Genomic DNA, 26,137 nt, shown 5'->3' with positions numbered 1-26,137 from the left:
TACAACAAACTACATTGAAATTTAGTCGGATTTAACTGTAGCATATTTTGGGTTCCAGTTAAGATGCGTTTACCCTGGCTGTCTAATCTAGATCGGGATAGATGTTCGACAGTTTACGAAAAGTTAAGCGAGAAGTACCCGTGTTTTTATTGAATAAAGTATTTAAAACACAAAATGCAGGCGAGAGCTTGTGTATCGCTCATAAACTGAAATACGATCTACTGGACATTGCAGATTCTCTATCTTAAAATAGATAAATTCTGTCATACTCAGGCGCTTGCGGAAAAACGGCTGGTCATTACTAAGCTTGTTATACAAAAGATGCCATTACACAAGGTATTAGCAAACAAGATGGAGCTAAAAAAATAAATAAGAAACGCTGATACCGCATTCATTAACACTTCCATTTGATTAACTTTACTTACTGGGTAAGACTAGCAACATGAACAACACTCCTATTCGTTCAAAAGACCGTTTTTTGGTTTTCGGCGCCCCGGCGATCGAAGATGCCGAAATTCAAGAAGTGGTGTCAACCATGAAAACAGGTTGGCTGGGTACAGGCCCTAAAGTCATGAGTTTTGAAAATGACTTCAAAGCTTACAAGGGTTCCCAGTACGCGATTTCAGTCAATTCCTGTACGGCGGCACTGCACTTGAGCATCCTCGCTGCTTCGTTAGAACCGGGGGATGAAGTCATTACTACTCCGATGACTTTTTGCGCTACAGTTAATGCGATCGTCCACGCCGGGGCAACGCCGGTACTGGCGGATGTAGATCCGGTGACAATGAATATTGACCCGGCTCAAGTCGAAGCTAAAATAACTTCAAAAACTAAAGCAATTTTGCCAGTTCACTTCGCAGGTCGTCCCTGCGATATGGATGCGCTTTGCGAGATTGCTCGCCGTCACAACTTGAAGTTAATTGAAGACTGTGCTCACGCGATCGAAACAGAGTACAAGGGACGGAAAGCAGGCACATTTGGCGACTTCGGATGCTTCAGCTTTTATGTCACCAAAAACATTACGACAGGCGAAGGAGGAATGATTATCGTCAGCAGTCAAGAATACGCCGACAGGCTCAAAATTTTAGCGCTGCACGGTATGAGCAAAGATGCTTGGAAGCGCTTCGGAGACTCGGGTTACAAGCACTACCAAGTGGTGGAGGTCGGTTTTAAATACAATATGATGGATCTGCAAGCTGCGATCGGCATTCATCAAATGAAACGAGTTGCTCCTTATTGGCAGCGGCGGGAGCAGATTTGGCAGCGCTACAACGAAGCATTTGCGGATTTGCCGATTACTTTGCCAGCGAAGCCCGAACCGGATACCATTCATGCTTATCACCTGTACACCATCCTGGTAGATGAAGCCAAAACAGGAATCAGCCGCGACGAGTTTCTCAACGCTATGAATGCTGAAAATATCGGTGTCGGCGTACATTATATGAGTATGCCAGAACATCCTATCTATCAAGAAATGTTTGGATGGCAGCCGGAAGACTATCCCAATGCTAGGTACATCGGACTGCATACAATTAGCTTGCCGATTTCGGCAAAATTAACAGATGCAGATGTGGAAGATGTAATTGCTGCTGTTAAAAAATGTTTGGCGATCGGCAAAACTAAGAATCTAGCTTTGGCAACAGCAGGCTAAAGTCCTGAAATAGGTTGCCATACAAACATCCTAGCTGTTTTTTTAGAAAAGCAGCTAGGATGTTTTTTTCGATATTTTTTCTCCACAACGCCCTTTACAAGGTAATGATTGGCAGCTCGCTTTAATTAAACATAAAATCCGATCGCTTTTAGAGTCCCGACAACTAGGCGCGAAGTTGAGGTTCTCGGTATTCTGTTTTTTTAAGTGGTATTACTTAGCAAATCCGGCTTAATACCCGGTCGGTTATCTTAGTCCGTAAGAGCCTGGACGAGAGTATGTGTAGCAACAATTTAAATCCCCACGTTATCTAAAACGCTTGAAAAGCCCTATTTAGTAAGACGCCAAACATCTTGGAAAATTTTTCAGTGCATTTTGGATGCTGCTGTTTCATTCTTTACAGTAAAATTACATAATTTTTGGTTCAGGGCCTTGTCAGTGAATTTACTTAAATGTTATATTTTCAGCATACAATCACTGTCAGACGGAAGAATCTACTTTTCAATCAAACAAGACTGGTCTCTAAACCGAGCCTGATTTTTCTATATCCGTGTTTAGAAACAAGTAGAAAAACTTTACTTAACTCAAGATGAATCCCATGTTAAAACTGAGTGCTTTATTCCCAATCCATTGCGATGACCGAGCCATCAGCCACGTATTTTTTTCAGTGTGCAAACAATGGCAAAACCCTGAGCTGAAGGCTCGCATGGTTGTCCCGAGTTGCGATAGCTCCTGTCGCGACTCAAATATAGTTGAAGCAATTCCGTCATTGCTGAAAAAACTGTATTACCGCAGCGATAGTGCTCCCAAAATTAAGGCAGAGAAGCATTTTCTCAAAGATATCAAAAATTTTGATGTTGCCTACTTGTGGCCCGGTCTCTCAGTAGATACTGTAAAAAGCGTTAACAAGCAGAGTAAGGCGATTTTTTTGGAGCGAGTTAATACTTGTCAAAGGCAAGCTAAGAGTATCCTTGACGATGCTTACTCTCGCTTGGAATTGCAACCTCAACACACAATTACCCCAGAAACAATTAAGAACGAAGAGCAAAAACTCAAGCTAGTTGACTTCCTGTTTTGTCCCAGTCCGGCAGTAGTAAAATCGTTTCAAGACGCCGGAGTTCCTGAAGAAAAACTGCTGTTAACCACTGAAGGTTGGTCGCCAGAGCGTTTCCCCAATTATCAATTCCAAAAACCGCCATCAGAGGAAGTTAACGTCCTTTTCCTAGGCTTTGCCTGCGTCCGCAAAGGGGTTCACCTACTGTTGCAGGCTTGGGAGCGAGCTGGGATTAAGGGAAAGCTGACTATTTTTGGCAGACTCGAACCGGCGATCGCTCAAACTTGCAGCCATTTGCTGGAACGTTCTGATGTAGTTCACTTTGATTATGCTTTGGACTACAGTTCTGCCTATCGCCAAGCTGACTTTTTTGTCTTACCCAGTCTCGAGGAAGGTAGCCCACTCGTCATCTATGAGGCGATGGGTCATGGTTTGCCTATTCTGGCTTCACCGATGGGAGGAGGCGGTGTTGTGCGTGATGGCATTGACGGCATAATTCTTCCTCCCTACGATACTGACGCCTGGGTGGAGGGACTGCGCCAACTATCTAATTCTCCTGATTTGCGCGCTAAAATGGGAGCCGCCGCCCGCCAGCGAGCTTTGGAGTTGACTTGGCCACAAGTTGCTGCTAGGCGCGGAGAGCAGATTCGGCAAAAAATGCAGGCAAAATAAAAACTAAATAGAAGAGGACTGACCAAAAAAATGGGATGCAAGCCCCTTCTTCAGTGGCCGGCTTTTCTTGATTTCTGATATAGTCCTTCAAAACTTCTTTCTTACGCACCCCAGCAGAAACAGCAAAATAACTAGGACTCCATAATGCTTCTTTGTGGGGTTTTTTGTGTCTAGCCTGCCCGTACCGACGGCTTAAAGGTTGAGTCGAATTTAGGTGATAGGTGGAATGAATCGGCTAATGAGCAGTGCGTTGAGCTAAGATTGCACCCAGCCATAGAAAAGGGGTAAAACTTTTGACTATGACATAAAATTATTTTGCAATAGGTCTAATGTAAATTGTGTAGCCTGTCTTTGATTTTTGTGCGAGTCAACAATGCAGACTCACAGCGTTCCCAGTAAATTTTAGCAACGCGATCGCCCTGATTCTGACGCCAACACTCGGCAAACAGCCGCCCCGCTTTAGCTAACTTCCCTTCCGAGTAAATTTCCAAAGCTTCTGCAAACAATTCCAGTGTAGCTAACTTGCCCTCTTTAATTTCTAGCGAGTCGCAATCAAACACCTCATAAACTGTCACCGCTTCAGATTTTCCCTTGACTTTTACCGTGTCTAGAGTGCGGATTGCGTACAGAGATGGATTTTCCAAGCGCGAGTAAGTTGACTGGGTGATTAACAGCGACACCCCATAATTTTTCGTCAAACTTTCCACACGAGAGGCTAAATTAACCGCATCGCTGATTACCGTCCCGTCCATGCGATTGGGTCCGCCAACCGTTCCCAGCATCAAAGTTCCAGTATTGATCCCAATCCCAATCTGAATCGGTGGATAACCACAATTGGCGCGATTTTGATTGTATTCAACGAGGCTCTGCAGCATAGCAATTCCCGCTTTCACCGCATGATCCGCTTCCCCACTAAACAGCGCCATAATCGCATCGCCAATATATTTATCAATAAACCCATTATTTTCATTAATAACGGGTTCCATGCGACTGAGATAGGAATTGATAAATTTGAAATTGTCCTCCGGCGTCATACTTTCCGAAAGCGTGGTAAAATCGCGAATGTCGGAAAATAGCACCGACATTTCTAACTGCACTTGGTCGCCCAATTCCACATCAATAATACTTGATTTATTTAGAAAATGGAGGAATTGATTAGGGACGAAGCGCTGGTAAGCTTGGTTGAGTTGGAACAGTTCATTGGTAAATCTGATTCGCTCTGTTTCGGCTTTTTTACGCTCCGTGATATCTTGAAAGGCTACAATTGCATAAGAAATATTGTCCTTTTCATCATAGATGGGAGTACCCCAAGCCTCGATCGGAATAATCTTGTCGCCTTGGTGGATTTCCAGATCCTCAACAGTAACGCTTTCGCCCCTCAACGCCCGCTTAGTCGGCAATTCGGCAGAGGGATATTCCCGCTCTGTTCCAGCTTGATACATTTGATAAATCTCTGGTATTTGCTCGCTGGTGACTTCAGCAATAACTTCTTTACCTAATAATTGAATAGCAGCGCGATTACTGTAGTAAGGTTTGCCAGAAGCATCCACCACTGACACCCCGACCGGCATGGCTTCTAAAAATTGAGTCAGTCTGTTCTCACTTTCGCGAATTTCTGTATAGAGTTTAGAATTTTGAATCGAGATCGCCGCCTGTCCAGATAACACTTTTAATAGTTCCACTCTTTCTGGCGTAAAAGCTCCGGCTGTCAGATTGTTTTCTAGGTAAACAATGCTGACGATTTGAGATTGGTTAATTAGCGGGACACATAAAATTGATTTAGGCTGATGCTTTTGGATGTAGGGGTCGTTGGTAAATTGTCCCTCTCGGACAGCATCATCGAGTACCACGCTTTCTTGAGTGCGAGCCACATAATTGACAATTGCGGAGGAAAGTTTCTGACAATTTTCAACTGAGATTGACTGCAACACGGTGACTTGTTGGGAATTTATTGTCCCTTCAGCTTCAATTAACAGTTTTCCCTGAATTGATAAAATTAGATATCCTCTTTCCGCTCCGGCACTTTCCATCAGAATTTTCATCAAGCTAGACATTAGCTTGTCTAGCAGAATTTCACCTGAAATCGCCTGAGAAGCTTTCATGACTGTGGTGATATCTAAGTTAGAACCAGAACCCTTGGTCGTCACTGATGCCGTAGTTGTAGTTGTTTTTATTCCGGGTTGGATTGGCGCCAATAACTGAGAATATCGTGTTTCTAAATCTTTTACCTTAGCAGTGGCTCCCCATTGGAGATAACAATAATACGCCTCAATCATGTAGGTTTGAGCAAGTTTTTCTTTGCCCCATTCCCAGTAGAATTTGGCTGCTAGTTCGTTAGCTAGTGCTTCTTCGTTAAGGAATTTATTTTCTTTGGCTCCAGAAATGGCGCGATCGTACATTTCAATCGCCTCAGCTTTATTGCCCAACACCCGTTGCCGTTCTGCCTCAACCAAATACCATTTATGCAGATAATTCATGGGAGCATTTTCCGCCCACTGTTGTAAAGTGGTTTGATGTGTTTGTACCTGAGCGAGAATTTCTACTTGCTCAATTTCTAGCTGTGTGGGAAATAGCGCCAAGTGTGTTAGGGCGGCATAGAAAGGGAAAATGGGAAAATAAAAACTTCCCGATACTGCCATCAAATACGAATTAACTTGGGTAATGTGGTATATGGCAGCCGAATAATTCCCAAACGAGTAAGCAAGAAGTAGTTTGTTGATGTAGATAAAAGCGAGCGCTGTGAATTCATTGTTCTGATAGCGCTTAGGAATAATTACAGTTTCATCGTATGCAGTTCCTATTAAGCAATCCGGTTGACTCACACATTCCGTCAAATTCTGCACCGTCTGCCGCATCATATCCAAATAATCCTGAGCAGAATATTGCTTCACCCGATCTAAGGCAGTGCTGTAATCTGCTAGTTCGGCTCCCCAACGGTCTAGTTCTACCCCACCGAAAAAGTTGGCATAAAAGTAAATAGTTATGTTGTAGCCAGCGTATAGAAAATCGCCCGTTTCCATGCCCGCCCTGTAGCCATCTTTCAGCGTCGGTACCGTTGCCCAGAGAGCTTCTTGGTGATGCTGAATAAAGCAACTAAACACAAACAGAATCATGGACTTTAATTCGGGCACATTGAACCGATCGAGCAATGAAAGTGCCAATTTACCAAAGGCATAACCCGTTTCCACCTTTCCTAAAAAGGCACACAGAACCATCCCGTGCATCGCATAACCCACCGTCGATGCGGGTGCATTCCCAAAGGAGAGCGATAAACTCACCATCGTGGAGGTAACTAGGGGCAGCAAACCGGGCATTGCTTGAAAAATGGGTGCACATAACATTCTTAAGAGTTGCATAGCTGCCCGAGTCTGTGGATTTGTCATCAAAGGCAAGTCAACCAGTTGCTCGATTTGTCTGTCCTGAAGTTGGCTAGCCAGGGCTTGCAGCGCTTTACCAATCGTGGCTTTGTCAGGTTCGCTGGGGAGATCGATTCCCAGTAGTCGCAGGGCATCTCTACCCACTGCGATCGCTTCTAACACCTTGCTCTGGGCTGTCTGAGCGGCAATTTGAATTTCGTAAATTTTAATTTTGTCTAAAATCGTCTTAGCTTCTTGCAATACCAATGCTGCCATCTGTTCCATACCCTCAAAGTCAGCATTCAAATAGGCAGCTTCGGTAGCAGCAACATAGAGATTTAGGGTCAATTCATACTGAAGAAGCCAGCAGTTGGCTGTTAGTAGCTCAATCCCTGTTTGCAGATAGACCATTGCGGCTGCGTAGGCGGTAGAATTTCTGGCCTTACCTCCCGCTTCTAAGTTGAGTAGGGCTAAGGCTTCTCGTTCGCTTAATTGATTGATTAACTCAATTCCTTGATTTAAATGCCCCACAATATCAAAGAGTTTTTCTTCTCTTTCTATGTCCGAATATTTGTGTAGGAGTAACTGTCCAATTTTGAGATGAGTAGCTTTTTTTTTGTTTTCGGGTATTAGGGAATAAGCTGCTTGCTGGACGCGATCGTGCAGGAACTTATAAATTGGGTTAGCCACAGACTCAGTAGGGGATTGAGCATCTGTTTGAAGGAAGTTATAGCCTTCTTTTATCAGTATAATAAGTCCTTCTTCCAAGGCTTTCCAGAGTGCTGATGCCGTTTGTTCTGGTAATTCTTCGCTGACTATTGCCAATGTATCTAAATCAAACTGTGCCCCAATGCAAGCCGCCAACTTGAGAACATTCTGAGTTTCTTTCGGCAACTTCTGCAATTGCGCCGCCATAAACTCCACCACATCCGAGGCGTGGGTAAGTCTAGCTTGAGCAATATCGCACTGCCACCCCCCTTTACTTCCCCCCTTAGTAAGGGGGGACACAGGGGGGTCAAAGATAATTTGACCATCTTCATACAAGGCCTTGAGGAATTGAGTAGAGAAAAAGGGATTACCTTTGGTTTTTTGATAAACCAGTTCTGTCAATGGCCCGGCAAAGGATAAATCGCAAATCAGTGTATCTGCTACCAACTGATTGAGATCTGCTAAACTCAACGGTTGCAGGGTAATAGTATTCACCACAGCCCCAGACTTAATAATCTCATCCACTGTCAACATAAACGGATGAACAGGGGAGACTTCATTATCCCGATAAGCACCCAATACTAACAGATGGCCCGTATCTTCCATCAACAGTTGTAATAACTTCAAAGATGCGGAATCTGCCCACTGCAAATCGTCCAGAAACATCACTAAGGGATGTTCGGCGGTGGTAAATACTTGCACAAATTTCTGCATCAGCAGATTGAAGCGATTTTGGGCGGCACTCCCCGACAATTCTAGTGCAGGATTTTGAGCGCCAATGATGTGTTCTAATTCAGGAATTACGTCAATCAAGACTTGCCCACTCTCGCCTACTGCGGTGAGAATCATGGTTTTCCATCTGTGTAACTGAGCGTCACTTTCTGATAATAATTGCCCCATCAATTCCCGAAATGCTTGCACAAATGCACTAAAGGGAATATTGCGTTGAAATTGGTCGTATTTGCCTTTGATAAAATAGCCACGCTGTCGGGCGATCGGCTTGTGAACTTCGTTCACTACTGCGGTTTTACCAATCCCAGAAAAGCCAGCTACTAGCATCATTTCACTGCCGGATAAATGCGATCCCCCCCCGCCCAGGGCGGGCACGGGGGCACCGCCCCTACTAACGGAGTCACATGAAGCCCCATTTATTAAGGGGGGCTGGGGCGATCGTCTTGATGCAATCCGTTCAAAAGCAGCTAATAGATTATCAACTTCACTTTCCCGGCCGTATAACTTTTCGGGTATCAGGAAACGGTCTGTAATATCTCGCCTTCCCAAGTCAAATTCTTCTATGCTATCGGTTTGTTGTAATTGAAGCAGACACATTTCTAAATCATGCTTTAGCCCCCCGGCTGTTTGATAGCGGTTTTCTGCGTTCTTCGCCATCAGTTTACTGACAAGTTGAGACACAATTAGGGGAATTTTTGGCTCTATTTCGTGCGGAGGAACTGGCTGTCTAGCAATGTGGCAGTGAACAAGTTCTAAAGTATCTTCAGTCTCGAAAGGTAGTTTTCCTGTCAGCAATTCGTAGAATGTGACACCGAGAGAGTAAAAGTCAGTACGGTAATCGAGAGTGCGATTCATTCTCCCCGTTTGTTCTGGTGAAATATACGCTAATGTGCCTTCTAAAATGTTGGGGTTTTTCAGGGTGGGCGTTTCTCGCGTTAGCTGAGTGGATATGCCAAAATCAATAATTTTTAATTGTTCTGTTTCCGGGTTGTAAACAATATTTGAGGGATTAATATCTTTGTGGATGATGTTGGCGCTGTGAATTTGCCCTAAAATTTCAGTTGTGGCGATCGCAATTTGTAAAAATTCTTCAAGAGTAAAGGAGCGCTGCTGCATCCAAATTGTCAAGGATTCCCCGCCAAAGTCCTCAACAAACATCACGAGGCTATTTTGGTATTTTTGCAAGTCATAGACTCGCACGACTCCCGCCTCTTTCAACTCTTGGGTGATGCGGTATTCGGTGCGGTAGCGCACCAATTCTTGAGGTGTGGGGTAGCTTTCTTTGAGGAGTTTGAGGATAATTGGCTCTTTATCTGCTTCCCGAATGGCCCGGTAAACCAGAGAGTTGGCGCTTTCATAGAGAAGTGTCTGGACGGCAACGCCTGGAATCGAGAGCATATTGGTTTTTTTTGCTAAAAATTAAAGCTAACTCAAAACGCACCAGCTTTCTGTATACAATAGCGCGTTAGAAACGAAAAATTTTTGTTTTTGTAACAAATGTTTAGTTTTTCCGGTAACAGCCTGCAAATACTTTGGGGTAGCCCCGATCGCGATCGCCTAATTTGTAGAGTGTCTCAACAGTCGATCGCACTTTTGCTGTGATTTTCAGGAATAGCAACCACTTAATGTAAATTGTGTAGCCTGTCTTTGATTTTTGTGCGAGTCAACAATGCAGACTCACAGCGTTCCCAGTAAATTTTAGCAACGCGATCGCCCGGATTCTGACGCCAACACTCGGAAAACAGCCGGGCCGCTTCAAATAACTTCCCTTCCGAGTAAAGTGCCCTAGCTTCTGCAAACAATTCCAGCGTAGCTAACTTCGCCTGTTTAATTTCTGGTGAATCTGCATCAAACACCTCATAAATCGTCACAGCTTCAGATTTTCCCTTGACTTTTACCGTATCGAGAGTGCGGATTGCGTACTGGGAAGGATTTTTCAGGCGCCCATAAGTGGGCTGCGTAATTAACAGCGACACCCCATAATTTTTTGTCAAACTTTCCACACGAGAAGCTAAATTCACCGCATCGCTGATGACCGTCCCGTCCATGCGATTTGGTCCTCCCACAGTTCCCAGCATCAAAGAACCCGTATTAATCCCAATCCCAATTTGAATCGGCGCATAGCCCGAATTAGCGCGGTTTTGAGTGTATTCAGCGAGACGGTGCAGCATAGCAATTCCCGCTTTCACCGCATTATCCGCCTCGCCGCTAAATAGCGCCATAATCGCATCGCCAATATATTTGTCGATAAACCCGTGATTTTCATTAATGACTGGTTCCATGCGAGAAAGATAAGAATTTATAAATTTGAAATTATCCTCCGGCGTCATAGTTTCCGAAAGCGTGGTGAAGTCGCGAATGTCGGAAAACAACACCGACATTTCTAACTGCACTTGGTCGCCCAATTCCACATCAATGATGCTTGATTTCTCTAGAAACTGGAGGAATTGATGGGGAATAAATCGCTCGTAAGCTTTGTTGAGTTGAGCCAGCCTGCTTTCATTTTCGCGTACTTCTGTATAAAGCTTAGAATTTTGAATTGAGATAGCCGCTTGTCCAGATAACACTTTTAATAGTTCCACTCTTTCAGGGGTAAAAGCTCCCGCTGTCAGATTATTTTCTAAGTAAACAATACTAATGACTTGAGATTGGTTAATCAGCGGTACACATAAAATTGATTTGGGCTGATGCTTTCGGATGTGGGCGTCGTTGGTAAATTGTCCCGATCGCGCAGCATCATCTAGTACCACGCTTTCTTGAGTGCGACTCACATAATTGACAATTGCGGAGGAAAGTTCTTGACAGGTTTCAACGGGGATTGACTGCAACACGGTGACGAGTTCGTCATTGATGGTTCCTTCAGCTTCAATGAACAGTTGTCCCTGGCTTAACAAAATTAGATAGCCTCGTTGCGCCCCTGCATTTTCCATCAAAATTTTCATCAAGCTAGACAGTAGCTTATCTAGCATAATTTCTCCAGAAATCGCCTGAGAAGCCTTCATGACTGCGGCAATATCTAGGTGATTTCCCGAACCAGTCGTTGTCATTGCTACGGTAGTTTGAGTGTTTTTCCTTCCCGGTTGAGTTACCGCGAATAAGTGAGGATATCGCGTTTCTAAATCCGTTACCTTAGCAGTGGCTCCCCATTCAACATAACAATAATACGCCTCAAATATGTAGGCTTGAGCAACTTTTGTTTTGCCCCATTCCGAGTAGAATTTGGCTGCTAGTTCGTTGGCCAGGGCTTCGTCATTAACATATTTGTTTTCTTTGGCTCCCGAAATTGCGCGATCGTACATTTCAATCGCCTCGGCTTTATTGCCCAAAACTCGATAGCGTTCTGCTTCCACTAAATACCATTTATGCAGATAATTCATCGGAGCATTTTGCGCCCACTGTTGCAGCGTGCTTTGATGGGTTTCCACTAAGCCAAGAATTTCAGTTTGCTCAATTGCTGGCTGTGTGGGAAAAAGTGCCAGGTGCGTCAGGGCAGCATAAAAATGAAAAATGGGAACAAAAGCCGATCCAGATACTCCCATCAAATACTGTTTGACTTGGGAAATGTGGTCTAGGGCAGCCGTATAATTGCCATAGCAGTAAGCAAGCAGCAGTTTGAAGATGCAGGCACAGGCGATCGCCGTAAATTCATTATCCTGATAGTGCTTGGGAATCATCACCGTTTCATCGTAGGCAGAGCCTATTAACAAATCCGGTCGAGTATGGGTTTCCCTCAAGTTATGCACCGTCTGCTGAATCATATCCAAATAAATCCGCGCAGAATATTGTTTCAACTGCGCCATGACAGCCCTATAACTTGCTATTTCTGGTTCCCAAGTGTCTAGTTCTACACCAGCGAATAAATGAGTATAAAAGCAAATATATATGTTGTATCCAGCGTCTACAAAGTCGCCGGTTTCCATACCAAACCTATAGCCCTCTTTCAGCGTCGGTATCGTTGCCAAAAGAGATTCTTGGCGATGCTGAATCCAGCCACCAAACAAAAGTAGAACTGTGGACTTGAATTCGGGTACATTCAACCTATCGAGCAATGAAAGTGCCAATTGCCCAAAGCCATAACCCGTTTCCACCTCTTGTAAAAAGGCACACAACACCATCCCGTGCATCGCATAACCCACCGTCGATGCGGGCGCATTTCCAAAGGAGAGCGATAAACTCACCATCGTTGAGCTCAGCAGGGGCAGCAAACCGGGCATTCCCTGGAAAATGGGTGGAAACAACATACCAGACAGTTGCATAGCTGCCTGAGTCTGTGGATTTGTCATCACAGGTAGATCAACCAATTCCTCAATCTTTCTGCCGCCGAGGAGAGCCGCAAGGGCTTGTAGCGCTTTGCCAATCTTGGCTTCATCAGGTTCGGCAGGGAGTTCAATCCCCAATTGTAAGAGTGCCTCTCTTGCTACTGCGATCGTTTCTAACACCTTGCTCTGAGCTGTCTGAGCGGCAATTTTAATTTCGTAAATTTTAACTCGATCTAAAATTGTTTGAGCTTCTTGCAAAACCAGCGCTGCCATCTGTTCCATACCATCAAAGTCACCATTCAAATAGGCAATTTCAGCAGCAGCAACATAAAGATTTAGCGCCAATTCATATTGAGTTTGCCAGCATTGAGGTGTCAGTAACTCAATTCCCGTTTGTAGATAGATATTTGCCGCAGCGTAGGCGGTAGAATTTCTAGCCTTACGTCCAGCTTCTAAGTTTAGTTGGGCTAAGGCTGAGCGTTCACTTAACTGAGCGATTAACTCAATTCCTTGATTTAAATGCCCCACAATATCAAATATTTTTTCTTCTGTTTCTATCTCGGAAGAACTTTGTAGTAGTAACTGTCCAATTTTTAGATGAGTGGCTTGTTTTTGGTCGTCAGGAATCAATGAATAAGCCGCTTGCTGGACGCGATCGTGCAGAAACTTATAAGTGGGATTAGCAACAGACTGATTTGGGGATTGAGCATCTGCTTGAATGAAGTTATAGCCTTCTGAAAGCACTAAAATGAGTCCTTCTTGCAAGGCTTTCCACAGCGCTGATTCCGTTTCTTCTGGTAATTCTTCGCTGACTATTGCCAATGTCTCTAAATCAAACTGCGCCCCAATGCAAGCCGCCAGTTTGAGAACATCCTGAGTTTCGGCAGGCAACTTTTGCAATTGCGCCGCCATAAACTCCACCACATCCGAGGCGTCGGCAAATTTAACTTGATTAATATCGCACTGCCACCCCCCTTGTACCCCCCTCTGTCCCCCCTTGGTAAGGGGGGATGAAAGGGGGGTGGGGGATTGAGGGGGGTTAAAAATAATTTGACCATCTTCATACAAGGCCTTGAGGAATTGAGTCGAGAAAAAGGGATTGCCTTGGGTTTTTTGATAAACCAATTCTGTCAGGGGCCCGGCTAAAGATAAATCGCAAATCAGCGTATCTGCTACCAACTGATTTAGATCTGCTAAACTCAACGGTTGCAGGGTAATCGTATTCACCACTGCCCCAGACTTCACAATCTCATCCACAGTCAACATAAACGGATGAGCCGGTGATACCTCATTATCCCGATAAGCACCCAATACTAACAGATGCCCCGTATCTTCCATCAATAGTTGTAATAACTTCAAAGATGCGGAATCTGCCCACTGCAAATCGTCCAAAAACATCACTAAGGGATGTTCTGCTTGGGTAAATACTTGCACAAATTTCTGCATCAGCAGATTGAAGCGATTTTGGGCGGCACTCCCCGACAATTCTAGTGCAGGACTTTGAGGGCCAATGATGTGTTCTAATTCAGGAATTACGTCAATCAAGACTTGCCCACTCTCGCCTACTGCGGTGAGAATCATGGTTTTCCATCTGTGTAACTGAGCGTCACTTTCTGATAATAATTGTCCCATCAATTCGCGAAATGCTTGCACAAATGCACTAAAGGGAATATTGCGTTGAAATTGGTCGTATTTGCCTTTGATAAAATAGCCACGCTGTCGGGCGATCGGCTTGTGAACTTCGTTCACTACTGCGGTTTTACCAATCCCAGAAAAGCCAGCTACTAGCATCATTTCGGCACTAGCATTACGAACTCTTTCAAAGGCTTTTAATAAATTATCAACTTCAGTTTCTCTGCCGTATAACTTTTCGGGAATCAGGAAATGGTCTGTAAGATCCAGTGTTCCCAAGTCAAATTCTTCTATGCTATCGGTTTCTTGTAATTGAACGAGACACATTTCTAAGTCCTGCTTAAGACCCAATGCAGTTTGATACCGATTTTCCGCATTTTTTGCCATCAGCTTGCTGACAATTTGCGAGACAATTAGGGGAATTTCTGGCTCGATTTCGTGCGTGGGAACTGGTTGTCTGGCAATGTGGCAGTGAACTAGCTCTAAAGCATCTTCTGTTTCAAAAGGGAGTTTTCCTGTCAGCAATTCGTAGAAGGTGACACCGAGTGAGTAAAAGTCAGTGCGGTAATCGATAGAGCGATTCATCCTACCAGTTTGTTCTGGTGAAATATAGGCTAAGGTTCCTTCTAAAATGTTGGGGTTTTTCAGAGTTGGCATTTCTCGCGTTAGCTGAGTGGAAATACCAAAGTCGATTATTTTGAGCTGTCCGGTCGCGGGATTGAATACTATATTAGAAGGGTTAATATCTTTGTGGATAATATTGGCGCTATGAATTTTCCCTAAAGTTTCAGTGGCAGCGATCGCAATTTGCAGAAATTCCTTGAGGCTAAACTTTCGCTGCAGCATCCATATTTTCAAGGATTCCCCGCCAAAGTCCTCCACAAAAATCACCAGGCTGTTTTGGTATTTTTGCAAGTCATAAACTTGCACGACTCCCGCCTCTTTCAGCTCTCGGGTGATACGGTATTCGGTGCGGTAGCGTAGCAATTCTTGAGGTGTCGGGTAGCTCTCTTTGAGAAGTTTGAGGATGAGCGGTTGGCGATCGGCTTCCCGAATCGCCCGGTAAACTAGAGAATTGGCACTTTCGTAAAGCAGCTTCTGGACGGCAATGCCTGGAATGGAGAGCATATTTATTTTTCTTGTAATAATTAACGCGAAGTCAAAACACACCGGGTTCGTTGTATCGAGAATAGCGCTTTAGAAAGGAACAAATTATGTTTTTATAACACACTCTTAGTTTTTCGGCAGCGAAGTGGCTTTCAGGTGGTCTGGCATAGTAAGGGTAAGAAGTTATTATGCGACGTACCTAAGCCTTGTTAATTCTCAACTCCATGAATTGTCACCGTTTTTGTTATCCAAACATCGTTAAAAATTGTCCCACCCCCAGCGCTAAGCAAAATTTTGAATGTATATATTGTCACAGGCAGTTTTTTTAAAACCCCAGACATCAAAGGATTTCAGAAGAAACAAAAAAATTGAGCGATCGGCTTTTATTAGAAAAAATATCTTGAGTCGCGATTGTCAAATTCACGAGGGTGTCCCCCCGCTGGTTCCAATACTTGTTTTTCAACAATTAGCATGAGTCCCCCGGAAAGTTCAAGTAAAGTCAAAAAAACCAGGCAAGCTAACGATCCAATGTGATGAAATGTAGTCGTTTTTAGGCAATAAGGGGAACAAGCACTGGAAAGAGCGGGCCAATTGATGCCTTAAGCAAAGAAATTCTAGGGGTGTATATAGGAAGTCGAGTTGAAATGGGTGCTAAAGGTTTTTGGGATTCCCTCCCAGTAGTGGACAGACAATGTGCCGTCTATTATAGCTGGTAAAAGTATAGTCATTTATAGACATGGGAGGCTTCAAGTCCGTCCCCTTCGCTTTTACTTTGAGCGGATTAACCCGCCTTGGCTGAACTACGCAGCTCCCTATCCCATTGCTAAACGCATTTGGGATTGCTTTTCTGAGAATGTTATACGCTGCATTCACATCGGAATTAATTAACTGGCCAGTCGATGTTTTGTATAAACCTCGCTTGATCCGTTTACCAGTGAATACAGGCTCTTTTTCTGTTTTTCCGTAAACAGGAATTGGGTCTAAACCCATAAAATTGGCTCTGGACGTGTAGGATTCTTCCTGCATAATTACTGTGATTCCAACCAACTTAGCTTTGTATTCTAACATCTCAATTAGTCGAGAGTGAGGAATCATGACAAAATTTTGGTTTGTTTTTTTGCCTAGAGCGATATCGGTTTTCCACTGTGCATTTTTGCCGATTACTAGCGTCCCAATCTGCTTGGCTGTCAAAAAATTGATAATTAGGCGACTAACATGATGCAAGTAATTATCAATTTTTTGATGGCGACAGCGAGTTAAGCGGTGAATCCGGGGTGAAGTTTTGCGACTCCCTTTCAACTGGGATTGCAATCTTGAAGAGCGCTTGTTGTAGAACTGGTTAATCGATTTTAATGGTCGCCCGTTAATCAACAAAGGGAGAAGTCCCGGTTGATTTGAAGTTAGCGCTACTAAATTATCCAGTCCCAAATCAATACTAGCTACAGAGTTGGCATTGCTGATGGTGGACTCCCGTTCATCATAAATTACCTCTATCACATAGGCATCACATTTCGGAACCACTCTAACTTGGCAAATCTGGTCAGAATTGACTTCAGTTTTAATTAAAAATTCAGTACCAGAAAGCTTGATAATTCCCTTCTTCAACTGTTTGCTACTAATCGCTTGAATCGTGTAAACGAGAAGGTTTCGCCCTTTGACCTTATCTTTGTACTTTGGTAGTTTTGGACGACCAGTGAATTTAGAAGAATCCACTTTATAAGCTTTAATTCCCTCAAAAAACGATTTCCAATTCTTGTCTAGCACCATTAAGATTTGCTGACTGACCTTGGCAGGCAAAGCCTTATATGCTTCGTGAGACTTCATCAAACGATTCATTTCGTTGTAGTTGACATAGTTCCATCCATAAATAAAACTCTGACGAATGACGTAATTGGCGGCATTGTAGAGGTTTTTGGACTTGAAAGCTAGTTCGTCTATTTGGGCGAAACGGTGTTCCGTTGATTTAATGATGTGCCTCTCTGTTAGTTGCATTTGAGACTTCCGTTCTTTGGGCTATGCGTATTCATTGTTCACCACTCACAACATAATACCCTTATTGTTTATAAGTGCTTATAAACTCAATGAAGTTTTACAATACAGATTTTTGGGCAGGCTCAAAAAAAATTCCCCAGCGACACAAATCTCTGGGGGAAGATACTGGCAAAACTTCTGATATGGAAAGATTCAATAACACCCTTCAGCAAAGGATATCTCGTTTGGTAAGAAAGACTTTGTTTTCATCTATCTATAAAGATATCCAATCATGTGAGTATCTTCTGGTATTTTATCCATGATTACAAAGTTTCTTTACCCCTAAAAATGTTTAGGATTTTTCGTTGGTATGCAGGACTACCAGACTTTGTTCTCATGATTTTGGAGAGTCATTGATCTACTTCCGCTTACCCTTCCCGGCTACAAACTCCCGCAGCCGAAGTAAACTAGCAGTTTGCCCCAAATTCAGAGGCAGCAGCGAAACTCCTTCCAACCGAGACTGCACCCAACCATCGCCCCAATACCATTCGTGAAATCCGTCAATTCCCTGACTCAATAACAGCCGCAGACAATTGTGCTCAACAATATCAACGTGATGCTGAACTGCCACGGGGCCTAGCCAACTTGTAAAGGTCAAACCTTGAGCAAATTCTTCTGGCAAACCGCTAGACAACTGCTGCGGCCACAGCCACTGCTGCAATTGACTCGGACGCAACAAGCTGTCTCTAATCGCTGTTTCGGAAGCTTCAAGCTCAATCCGCAGGTTGCTTTGTTGAAAATTACCGAGCATAAGAATTTTAGATATAACTGCAAGTAACTTTAATGTAACTTATTGGACTGGTTCTAATCTGTTCCGGGCGGGCAAGATGCCCAACCCCTACTCCCCACAAGCAGAAAATTTATCTGTTGTGGAACAGGCTAGGGAAGCTTGTTCATGTCCGGGCGGGCAAGATGCCCAACCCCTACTCCCCACAAGCAGAAAATTTATCTGTTGTGGAACAGGCCGTCCAGCCTGTTCATGTCCGGGCGGGCTAGAAGCCCAACCCCTACTCCCCACAAGCAGAAAATTCATTCTTTGTGGAACAGGCCGTCCAGCCTGTTCTTAGAAAATAGTGCAAAATGTTCGATCGCACACCAGCGCACACCACTGCACATCACCGTCCATCCACCTTCATCTACACTGAAAGATTTAAGATATTCGATCGCACCCCTCGCCCCAGACCCGATTTTCGTATCGAACTGTTAAGCTCTGTTTCATTTCATTGAAATCTCCCCTGCTTCACCCCACCGCATCCAAACTCCGTGATACCATCACACCTGAGTAATGCCTATAGAAAAAAACTGGAGAGAAAAGCTTTGACACTAAGGGTTGCAGTAGTAGGTTCAGGCCCTGCGGGTTCTTCCGCCGCCGAAACACTGGTAAAAGCAGGCATCGAAACATACCTATTCGAGCGTAAATTAGACAACGCCAAACCCTGCGGTGGGGCGATTCCCCTGTGCATGGTCAGCGAATTTGACTTGCCGCAAAGTATTATTGACCGCCAAGTCAGAAAAATGAAAATGATCTCCCCCTCCAACGTCGAGGTGGACATCAATATTGAAAACGCCCACGAATACATCGGTATGTGCCGCCGCGAAGTTCTTGATGGCTTCATGCGCGATCGGGCCGCTTCCTTGGGTGCAAAACTAATTAACGGCACCGTTCACAAATTAGAAATTCCCGGCAACAATACAGACCCCTACACTCTCCACTATGCCGACCACTCCGACGGCAGCGCAATGGGAATTCAGAAAACTCTGAAGGTGGATTTGGTAATTGGGGCTGACGGCGCTAACTCCCGCGTAGCAAAGGCGATCGACGCTGGCGACTACAATTATGCGATCGCCTTCCAAGAACGCATCCGCCTGCCGGAAGATAAAATGGCTTACTACCACGACTTAGCCGAAATGTACGTCGGCGATGACGTATCTACCGACTTCTACGCTTGGGTGTTCCCCAAATACGACCACGTAGCCGTCGGCACCGGCACGATGAAAGTCAATCAAGCCAGTATCAAAAAGCTGCAAGCAGGCATCCGCGCCCGCGCTGCCAAAAAACTGATGGGCGGTGAGATTATTAAAGTGGAAGCTCACCCCATCCCGGAACATCCGCGTCCCCGCCGGGTTGTCGGCCGAGTTGCTCTCGTAGGCGACGCCGCAGGTTATGTTACCAAGTCTTCCGGCGAAGGTATCTATTTTGCCGCCAAGTCTGGCCGGATGTGCGCCGAAACTATTGTGGAGATTTCCAATAAAGGCGCGCGCATTCCGACTGAAGAGGAAATTAAGATTTACCTGAAGCGGTGGGATAAAGCCTACGGCATTACTTACAAAGTGCTTGACATTTTGCAGCGCGTGTTCTACCGTTCCGACGCTACCCGCGAAGCTTTTGTGGAAATGTGTGCCGATCGCGATGTGCAGAAACTCACATTCGATAGCTACTTGTATAAGACCGTCGTACCGGCTAATCCTTTCATACAGATGAAGATTACTGCGAAAACCATTGGTAGCTTGTTGCGTGGGAATGCTTTAGCGCCTTAATTCCCTGCGGCTCAAACGCACTTTGTATAAAAAAGCGGGCAGTCTCAAAACTGCTCGCTTTTTTTTTGATCTAAGATAACGTCAAAATTCACAGGCGAGACGCCTGTGCCACGTGTGCTAAGGAAGAAGAAGAATTGTTAGTTCAAGTTCAATTGCACTAAGGTATCGGGGGCGAGGAAGTGGGAAATGTGATAAGCCCGCTCTTCTGTTTTTAGCAGGATTTTTTCGTAGAGGTAGCGGGTAGCTCGATCGCCCAAACTTTCTGCTTGTCCTGCTTGACGGCGCAGCAAACCGAGGATAGCTTGCTCCGCAATTAAATCGTGTTCTAGCATTTGGCGGCAGGAATATACGCCGTCGGCTTCCGGCTCAAAACAGCACAACTCAGCTAGCTTGCTAAAGCTAGCTGCTGGTATGCCGCCCAACCCGTTTAACCGTTCGCCCAACTCGTGGACGCTATCTTGAGCTTCTCCGTAGCTTTCTTCAAAGAATTTGTGCAAGGAGTAGAATTCTGCCCCTTCCACCACAAAATGATGTTTTTGATATTGCAGGTATAGAGCCTGAAAACTGGCCAGCAGCGCGTTCATTCCTTCACAAATCGGTGCTGTGACTGAATGTTCCAGTAGAACTGGGTTTTCGGCTATGTGGCCAAACGGTCTTAATGCACTCTGAGTCTCAGCCATGTGTGTTCTCCTCTCAATAGGCAGTTTTGTTGCCAATAGAGTCAGTCTAGCACCGTAAATTTACCAGTCAAGCAGAGTCTGCCTCAATAGTAGAAGATTTTATAGAGTAGGAATTTTTTTTTGTAAACCTATTGAGAATTATTAGCAGTTGGGTTATGCTTGAACAAGATCCTCGTTCTGAACGCTTCCTGAAAAGGGGGCGAACCTTCTGAAGGCAGAAGGCAGAAGGCAAAAGGCAGAATTTTTCAGGAAGGGCTTTTGATCATCTTTGATGTTCTGCTGAAATCTGGCTTTTAACTTCTACCCGCTACCAGTCAGGGTAAAAATTAATGCAAATTATTACTGTTGTTAAAAAATGAATCCAGCAGATCCAGAATTAGAAGTTTGTGACATTGTGCAAGTGAGTTGGCTAGATAGGTGGCAAGTTTACAAACGCTTGCAAGAGCTAGAAATTCCCTGCTGGTGTGCGGTTGACCAACCTTTGCGGGCAAAAGTCAACACTGCTAAACAAGCGGCTCAGTTAATGAGCGTGTTGAGGCAAGTCAGTGCCCCTCGGTACGAACTGGTGCAGTGGCTGGAATACTGCTGGCAAAGGGGCTAAAGGTAGAAGGAAGTTCGGCAACGAGCAATGTAGAAGATGTAACGGATGTAACGGATTTAAAGGAGTTATAACAATGTATAAGTCTGGCAAGCAAGTTTCCGAATTCAGTTTAGAGGGAGAAATCCTCGCCCTGATGGTTGAAGATGGCTGCAAACTTAAATATTTGCGAATTAGTAGCGATCGCGGAGTAGAATATCTTGTTAAACTTTGCAAGGAATTGCGGTCATTTCTGTCGCCTATTTTGACACCGGGGTTGAGAGTTCAAGTTGTAGGTGAGAAAGAGCTCAATTTGAAAAACGGTAAAATAAAACTTAAAGCTCGTAGCCTCAAGCTGGCTCAAGGTCAAAATGATCGATCGCACGAACACCTTGACTCCACTAATGGGCCTATTGGGGTATTGACATCGGACGATCGCGCGATCGGCAAAACCCAAGTCACCTCAACTGCAGCAGCTCAAACTGTAAAATCTCCGGCAAAAACCCAAACCAAAATATTAGTATGTCAAAAATCAGACTGCCAGAAGCGGGGCGCTGGAGGAGTCTGTAAAGCTTTAGAAAATGCTTTGAATGCGCGCGGTTTAGAAGACAAAGTGACAGTACAGGGAACCGGATGTCTCAAACAGTGTAAAGCGGGCCCAAATATAGTTGTGATGCCGGACAAAACTCGCTACAGCCGCATTGCACCGGCAGAAGTTCCAGCAATCATTGACAAACATTGTGCAGTTGTTAAAGCTTAGGCTATCGCCGGGATGCCGCAAGAGTGCGTTAGAGATCGGGAAAGATTATTTTAATAGGACTCTGGGCGAAAAACTTACAGGCGCATCTTACGTTTTAATTTGAGTTCGAGTTGTAGTTCGATCGCGCCACTCGATTCAGAGGTTATGGTCGCAAAAAACCGGAAAAATGCCAAAACTATCACCAAAAAATTTGGTTTGAAGCCCCGTCTTTCTAGGACGGCTTTAATTATAAAACTTTGTTAAAAGATCTAATAAATTCTAAGCTAAAGTTTAGAATTTAGACAGGCAAGTAAGAACAACCATCTACGTGTTGAAACGATTTCATAAGGTGAAACTCCTGGGTTGGATCGCTACTCGGCAATGCCGAGCCTGTCCAAACACGTAATAGTGAGTCGTTGAGCGTACCTAACTGGATTATTGATGGAATCAGAAAGCAATCTAAAAACAAAAGTAAGCGCAACAGCAATACTTCTGGTGCCAGTAGTTGTTTCGAGCGTGTAGATGCGATTTGACAGCGCATTTAAGACTTAAGTCTTAAGAATCTCCGTGGCTTTAGCCCGAAGAGTGTCAATTAGGGGCTTCCTTCTGTAGAATCTCTAAGGATAGACTGTATCTGAGACCCTGTGAGTATTGGGATAAAAAGCCATGTCAGAAGCTGATCTTCGAGCCCATCAGCACCAACCGCACCCTGCTGTTCCATCCGATACCGAACCATTTCATTCAGATTTTGCTGCTACTGGGGGTTTTGAGCCGATCGCCCCCCATGCGACAGACACTCCCGCAACGGTTCCCCAACAGCCAGAAGAAGACTGGCAAACAGTAGATTTTCCCAACGCCATCAGCGTAGATGCAATTCCCACAAAACCTGAAACAAAAAATTCGCAATCTCCGACACAGCCTACTGAGGCGGGCTCGCCCCCGATGTCAGAGAATCTAAAAAATCTGCTTGGGAATGCCGAACAGGCCAAGGGCAAAGGATCAACCCCAGTCACCCTCATGCAAGCGCTGCACGAATGCAACCGCGACCTTTTGCAGCGCATCGCCCAGCTAGAAACAGCTCTCGAAGAGTCCCAAAAAACCTTGCAGAATCGCGAAACTTTGCTAGAACAGCGGACTGCAGAACTCGAAAATACTCAAGAACAATTGACGCGGCTGTTTGGCAAAGTGGAAGTTTCCCATCAAACCCTCCAGAGTCAAGAAATTTTAGTCGAAAGTTTAAGAAGTCAGTTGGCAACCAGCCAAGTCAGGCTAGCGACTGTTGAGCGAGAATGTGCGTCTACTGTGCAGCGCTACAACGAACAGTTACACCAGTTAGTAGCCACAGAAAATATTTGCAGGGAATTGCGAGCCCGCTTGCAGCGCCAGCAGCGCCACACTCTGCAATTCAAAGCTGCCTTGGAAAGAAGTTTGGACAGGCCGCAGGTAAAGTCGCCAAGGATGGAGCCGCCTGACAATAATCTCGACACCGCCAGCGCACAATTAGAATCTTTGCTCGCGGCGGTCAAAAGCTCTCAGATGCCGGTGCCGCCAGCCTTCAACGCTTCCCCTGTCCAACCTTGGTCGGAATCAGAAGAGCTTCCAGAGGTAGCTGCTGCTGCGGAGGCGATCGAGCCTGAATCCCCAGCCCCTCTAGAACTCAACAAATTAGCCGAAGTATCCGGCATTCAATTGCACAAGAGCGAAACCTACCAACCTGATGAGCCGGCACCTGAGTTGGCCGAACTGGTTGCGGAACCTGAACTGCCGATGGCTGAGTCTGAACCGGAAACTGCTACCAAAGAGGAGGCTCAAGAATTGGCTAGGGCTTTTCAAATTTTGAACTCTGTTGAAACCTTTGGCATTCAAGAAGTGCGATCGAGTGTGGCAAAACCTACAGCAGTTGCCCAACCAGACTGGCTGAGCTTGATTGCCAGTCCGCTGCGGGCTTCTAAAAAACGTCGATCGTTAGCTGAAATTGAATTGCCGAGTTTTCGATAGCGAACTGATATCATTTCCCGTAACACCGGAATGATGTTGACGGTTGACGGTTGACGGTTGACAGTAAACAGTCAACAGTGAACAGTCAACAGTGAACTCGAATTTACTATTCCGATGCTAACGGATTGGATATGAGAGTTGCTAGTTTTGAGTCAACACTCAAAACTCAACACTCTTTTCTCCCCTTTCCCATGCCGTAGGTGAGAGCATAGCTGGTAGCCAACAGCCACAGCCAAACAGCCGGATACCGGGGTTCCAACCAAGGTTGTACCCTGCGGGCGAAGCTGGGAAGCCATCCGAATAGCAAACTGGCCAAAGCCAGCAGAGTAAAATTCAAGTAACTTCCCAGCCAGCGCCAAATATCCCCCAAGGTGACAAAATCTAAAATCCACAACAGGAGAGAAGGATTTTGTCCGGCTGCTTCGATCGCCAGTCGATTGAAAGTTAGCCAGTCGGTTCTGTCTTTAATAAAAGTTTCGGCTACCGCGAGTTTTTGTGCTGCCAAAATACCGAAAAAGGTATTGAGCATTGAATTAATTCTTTGGGGTGGCAAACTGCTGCCGGTAGGAACCATCATGCCTTTAGAAAATAGCCAAGTTACTGAAATATTGCTCTGGTAGGCGCGAATTTGGTTTAAGTGATTTGCCGTCAACAAATTGTGCTTTAATGCTGTATCCAAAAGGTCTGTTAAGCGGAAAAGATTGCGGACAAGAGAACCGAAGCCTGTGAAAACGAGGGGAGATTGCAAGGATGCTGCGTCGCCGATCGAGACTAGGCGATCGATCGCCACGGAGCGATCGCTGCTGTTGCTGCTAAAATGCCCCGGAATATAACCAAAGGTCGGTTTTTTCCAAACCAATTTATCGACATCGCAGCGGCGGTATTCCGGCAAAATTGCGAAAAAATCTTCGTACATTTCCAGCAAAGAACCGGGGTTCTCTGGATGTACTTGGTGGTAGTGAAATAGATAAACTGTCAGTTCTGTGCCGGCGCCGGGAAACAACTCCCAAATGAGCTGGCGTCCGCGGGAAATGTCCCCGTGAGTGTGGAGTACATCCCCGTACTCAGAATCCCATACTCCCGGCTCAATTCCTCCGTCGATGACTGCTCCCACTGTCGGACAAACGCTGTCAAAAGTCCGCCCTTCGTTCAATTGCCAAGCGATGGGAGAAGCCGACCCCATTGCATCCACCAGCAGCCGTCCTAATGCAGTGCGATCGGCTTTTGTCGGCAAGTGGTGGCCCTGAACTACTACTTTTTCTGCTGCAACATCTGCTCTAAGAAACTCAGTTTCATCCCAAATTTCTCCACCAGCTTCTGTTAGCTTAAGTCCCGCTAAATTCAGCAATTTCTCTCCGTCCAAAGCTACATTGAGTACCTTTGGTGTGTGCAGAACTGGCGCTTTAGCCACGGGCGGATTGTTAGCATCAAAAAACTTGTTGTAGCCATCTTTGTATTCTCTGGCAATCAAAGTTTCGATTTCTGCAGCAGTGAATAAACCCAAATCAATTAAGCTTTGAATTTCATCCCGCGAAATATTCCACTCGCGATTCATCCGTCCGAAAGGCATTCGTTCAACTAGCAGCACCCGGTAGCCCAATCTCGCCATGACTGCGGCGTGAATCACTCCCAAGGCCCCGCCAATATAAATTAAGTCGTAAAAAGTATCGCCAGAATCAGATACCAAAGTCGTGTCTTCTTCCTTCTTCCCTGTTCCCTCTTCCTTCTTCCCTCTTCCTTCTTCCCTCTTCCCTCTTCCCTCTTCCTTCAAAAACACTACTTGTTTTGGCGTTTGAGGATTGCGAGTGCCTTCGCGCCAACGCTGTTCCCACCAGTAGACGCGCTTGAGGTCATATTCGCCATTAGGCATTTTTTGGAAGTATTTGACGGTCAAGGGGTAATAGGGGGCAAGAGCCTCAAAAATTGACTGCTTGGAGAGGTCTATGACAGGGGGTTCCCGGTAGCGATCGGGAAACTTGTTTCTTACAGCAAGATTCAGAGCTTCCAGGAACTTTTTTTCTCCCGCAGGCGCCTCTTCTAGACGAAAGACTTTTAAATAAGTGGTGCGTTGCAGTGACCAGACAAAGGTGGAAAGTTCTGTCGATCGCCAATTTTGGTTTCCTGAATTGGTGTCAGCCAAGGCGGGTTTTGGATTGCCATTTTGAGTTCCAGACTTCTGAACCTCGGCTGTTGTGGCTGGTGAAAGCAAGCGAAAGCCGTCAGCAGTAATAATTTTTTCTCCGATTCCGGGATCGAATTCGTGCTGCAACCAAGTGCAGACTGCTGCTGTATCCGGTGTCGGAACTTCTAGATAAAGAATTTCTTGCATGATTGGGCTCTCAATTCTGAATAAATTAATAAAGATGGGGGAGTTGACAAGGGAGCAAAGTAGGCTATACTCCCGAA

11 protein-coding genes and 2 pseudogenes are annotated in these 26,137 nt (G+C 45.1%); 6 read left to right on the top strand and 7 right to left on the bottom strand.

Annotated features, from left to right (window positions below; genetic code table 11):
- The first annotated feature begins 442 nt into the window (after window positions 1–442).
- Together QT987_RS05900 and QT987_RS05895 are read left to right on the top strand one after the other, a co-directional pair.
- Entirely contained in the window at window positions 443–1,651 is a 1,209-nt protein-coding gene (locus QT987_RS05900) for a DegT/DnrJ/EryC1/StrS family aminotransferase (RefSeq protein WP_333238124.1), read from the top strand.
- Between the two features lie 703 nt (window positions 1,652–2,354).
- Window positions 2,355–3,374: a glycosyltransferase family 4 protein gene (locus tag QT987_RS05895; protein ID WP_333238121.1), complete on the top strand. Its 1,020-nt coding sequence runs from the start codon at window positions 2,355–2,357 to the stop codon at window positions 3,372–3,374.
- Between the two features lie 55 nt (window positions 3,375–3,429).
- Here QT987_RS05895 and QT987_RS29870 read toward each other — a convergent pair.
- From QT987_RS29870 to QT987_RS05870, 5 genes and pseudogenes are all read right to left on the bottom strand, one after another.
- Window positions 3,430–3,606, bottom strand: a pseudogene (locus QT987_RS29870) (transposase); the annotation flags it as partial.
- 94 nt (window positions 3,607–3,700) lie between these two features.
- On the bottom strand, window positions 3,701–9,568 hold the full coding sequence (locus QT987_RS05885) for a protein kinase domain-containing protein (RefSeq protein WP_333238119.1): 5,868 nt from the start codon (window positions 9,566–9,568) through the stop codon (window positions 3,701–3,703).
- Window positions 9,569–9,792: 224 nt separating this feature from the next.
- Window positions 9,793–15,189, bottom strand: a complete 5,397-nt coding sequence (locus QT987_RS05880) for an AAA family ATPase (RefSeq protein WP_333238117.1) — start codon at window positions 15,187–15,189, stop codon at window positions 9,793–9,795.
- 703 nt (window positions 15,190–15,892) lie between these two features.
- A pseudogene (locus QT987_RS05875) lies at window positions 15,893–17,160 on the bottom strand (RNA-guided endonuclease InsQ/TnpB family protein).
- A gap of 397 nt (window positions 17,161–17,557) precedes the next feature.
- The gene (locus QT987_RS05870) at window positions 17,558–17,950 is read right to left on the bottom strand and encodes a hypothetical protein (RefSeq protein ID WP_333057711.1); all 393 of its coding nucleotides are present in this window, start codon (window positions 17,948–17,950) and stop codon (window positions 17,558–17,560) included.
- A 566-nt stretch (window positions 17,951–18,516) separates the two neighbouring features.
- Between QT987_RS05870 and chlP the strand changes: the two genes are divergently transcribed.
- On the top strand, window positions 18,517–19,737 hold the full coding sequence (chlP, locus tag QT987_RS05865; RefSeq protein ID WP_172186475.1) for a geranylgeranyl reductase: 1,221 nt from the start codon (window positions 18,517–18,519) through the stop codon (window positions 19,735–19,737).
- Window positions 19,738–19,874: 137 nt separating this feature from the next.
- Here chlP and QT987_RS05860 read toward each other — a convergent pair whose 3' ends face one another.
- The gene (locus tag QT987_RS05860) at window positions 19,875–20,417 is read right to left on the bottom strand and encodes a Dps family protein (RefSeq protein ID WP_006632871.1); all 543 of its coding nucleotides are present in this window, start codon (window positions 20,415–20,417) and stop codon (window positions 19,875–19,877) included.
- 355 nt (window positions 20,418–20,772) lie between these two features.
- Between QT987_RS05860 and QT987_RS05855 the strand changes: the two genes are divergently transcribed.
- The 3 genes from QT987_RS05855 (at window position 20,773) to QT987_RS05845 (ending at window position 23,731) form a co-directional block, all read left to right on the top strand.
- Window positions 20,773–21,018, top strand: a complete 246-nt coding sequence (locus QT987_RS05855; RefSeq protein ID WP_333238114.1) for an Asr1405/Asl0597 family protein — start codon at window positions 20,773–20,775, stop codon at window positions 21,016–21,018.
- Between the two features lie 73 nt (window positions 21,019–21,091).
- Window positions 21,092–21,754, top strand: coding sequence for a (2Fe-2S) ferredoxin domain-containing protein (locus QT987_RS05850; protein WP_333238111.1), 663 nt, complete (start codon window positions 21,092–21,094; stop codon window positions 21,752–21,754).
- 645 nt (window positions 21,755–22,399) lie between these two features.
- Window positions 22,400–23,731 carry a hypothetical protein gene (locus QT987_RS05845; RefSeq protein WP_333238109.1) on the top strand — a complete coding sequence of 444 codons (1,332 nt, stop codon included), beginning with the start codon at window positions 22,400–22,402 and terminating at the stop codon, window positions 23,729–23,731.
- A 166-nt stretch (window positions 23,732–23,897) separates the two neighbouring features.
- Here QT987_RS05845 and QT987_RS05840 read toward each other — a convergent pair whose 3' ends face one another.
- Window positions 23,898–26,060, bottom strand: a complete 2,163-nt coding sequence (locus tag QT987_RS05840; protein ID WP_333238107.1) for a flavin-dependent dehydrogenase — start codon at window positions 26,058–26,060, stop codon at window positions 23,898–23,900.
- Window positions 26,061–26,137 lie beyond the last annotated feature (77 nt).

The organism is Microcoleus sp. SVA1B4 (genome assembly GCF_036700545.1).
Taxonomy (GTDB): Bacteria; Cyanobacteriota; Cyanobacteriia; order Cyanobacteriales; family Microcoleaceae; genus Microcoleus.
The sequence above is the reverse complement of the archived record's forward strand: the minus strand, read 5'-3'. Positions and strand labels throughout refer to the sequence as shown.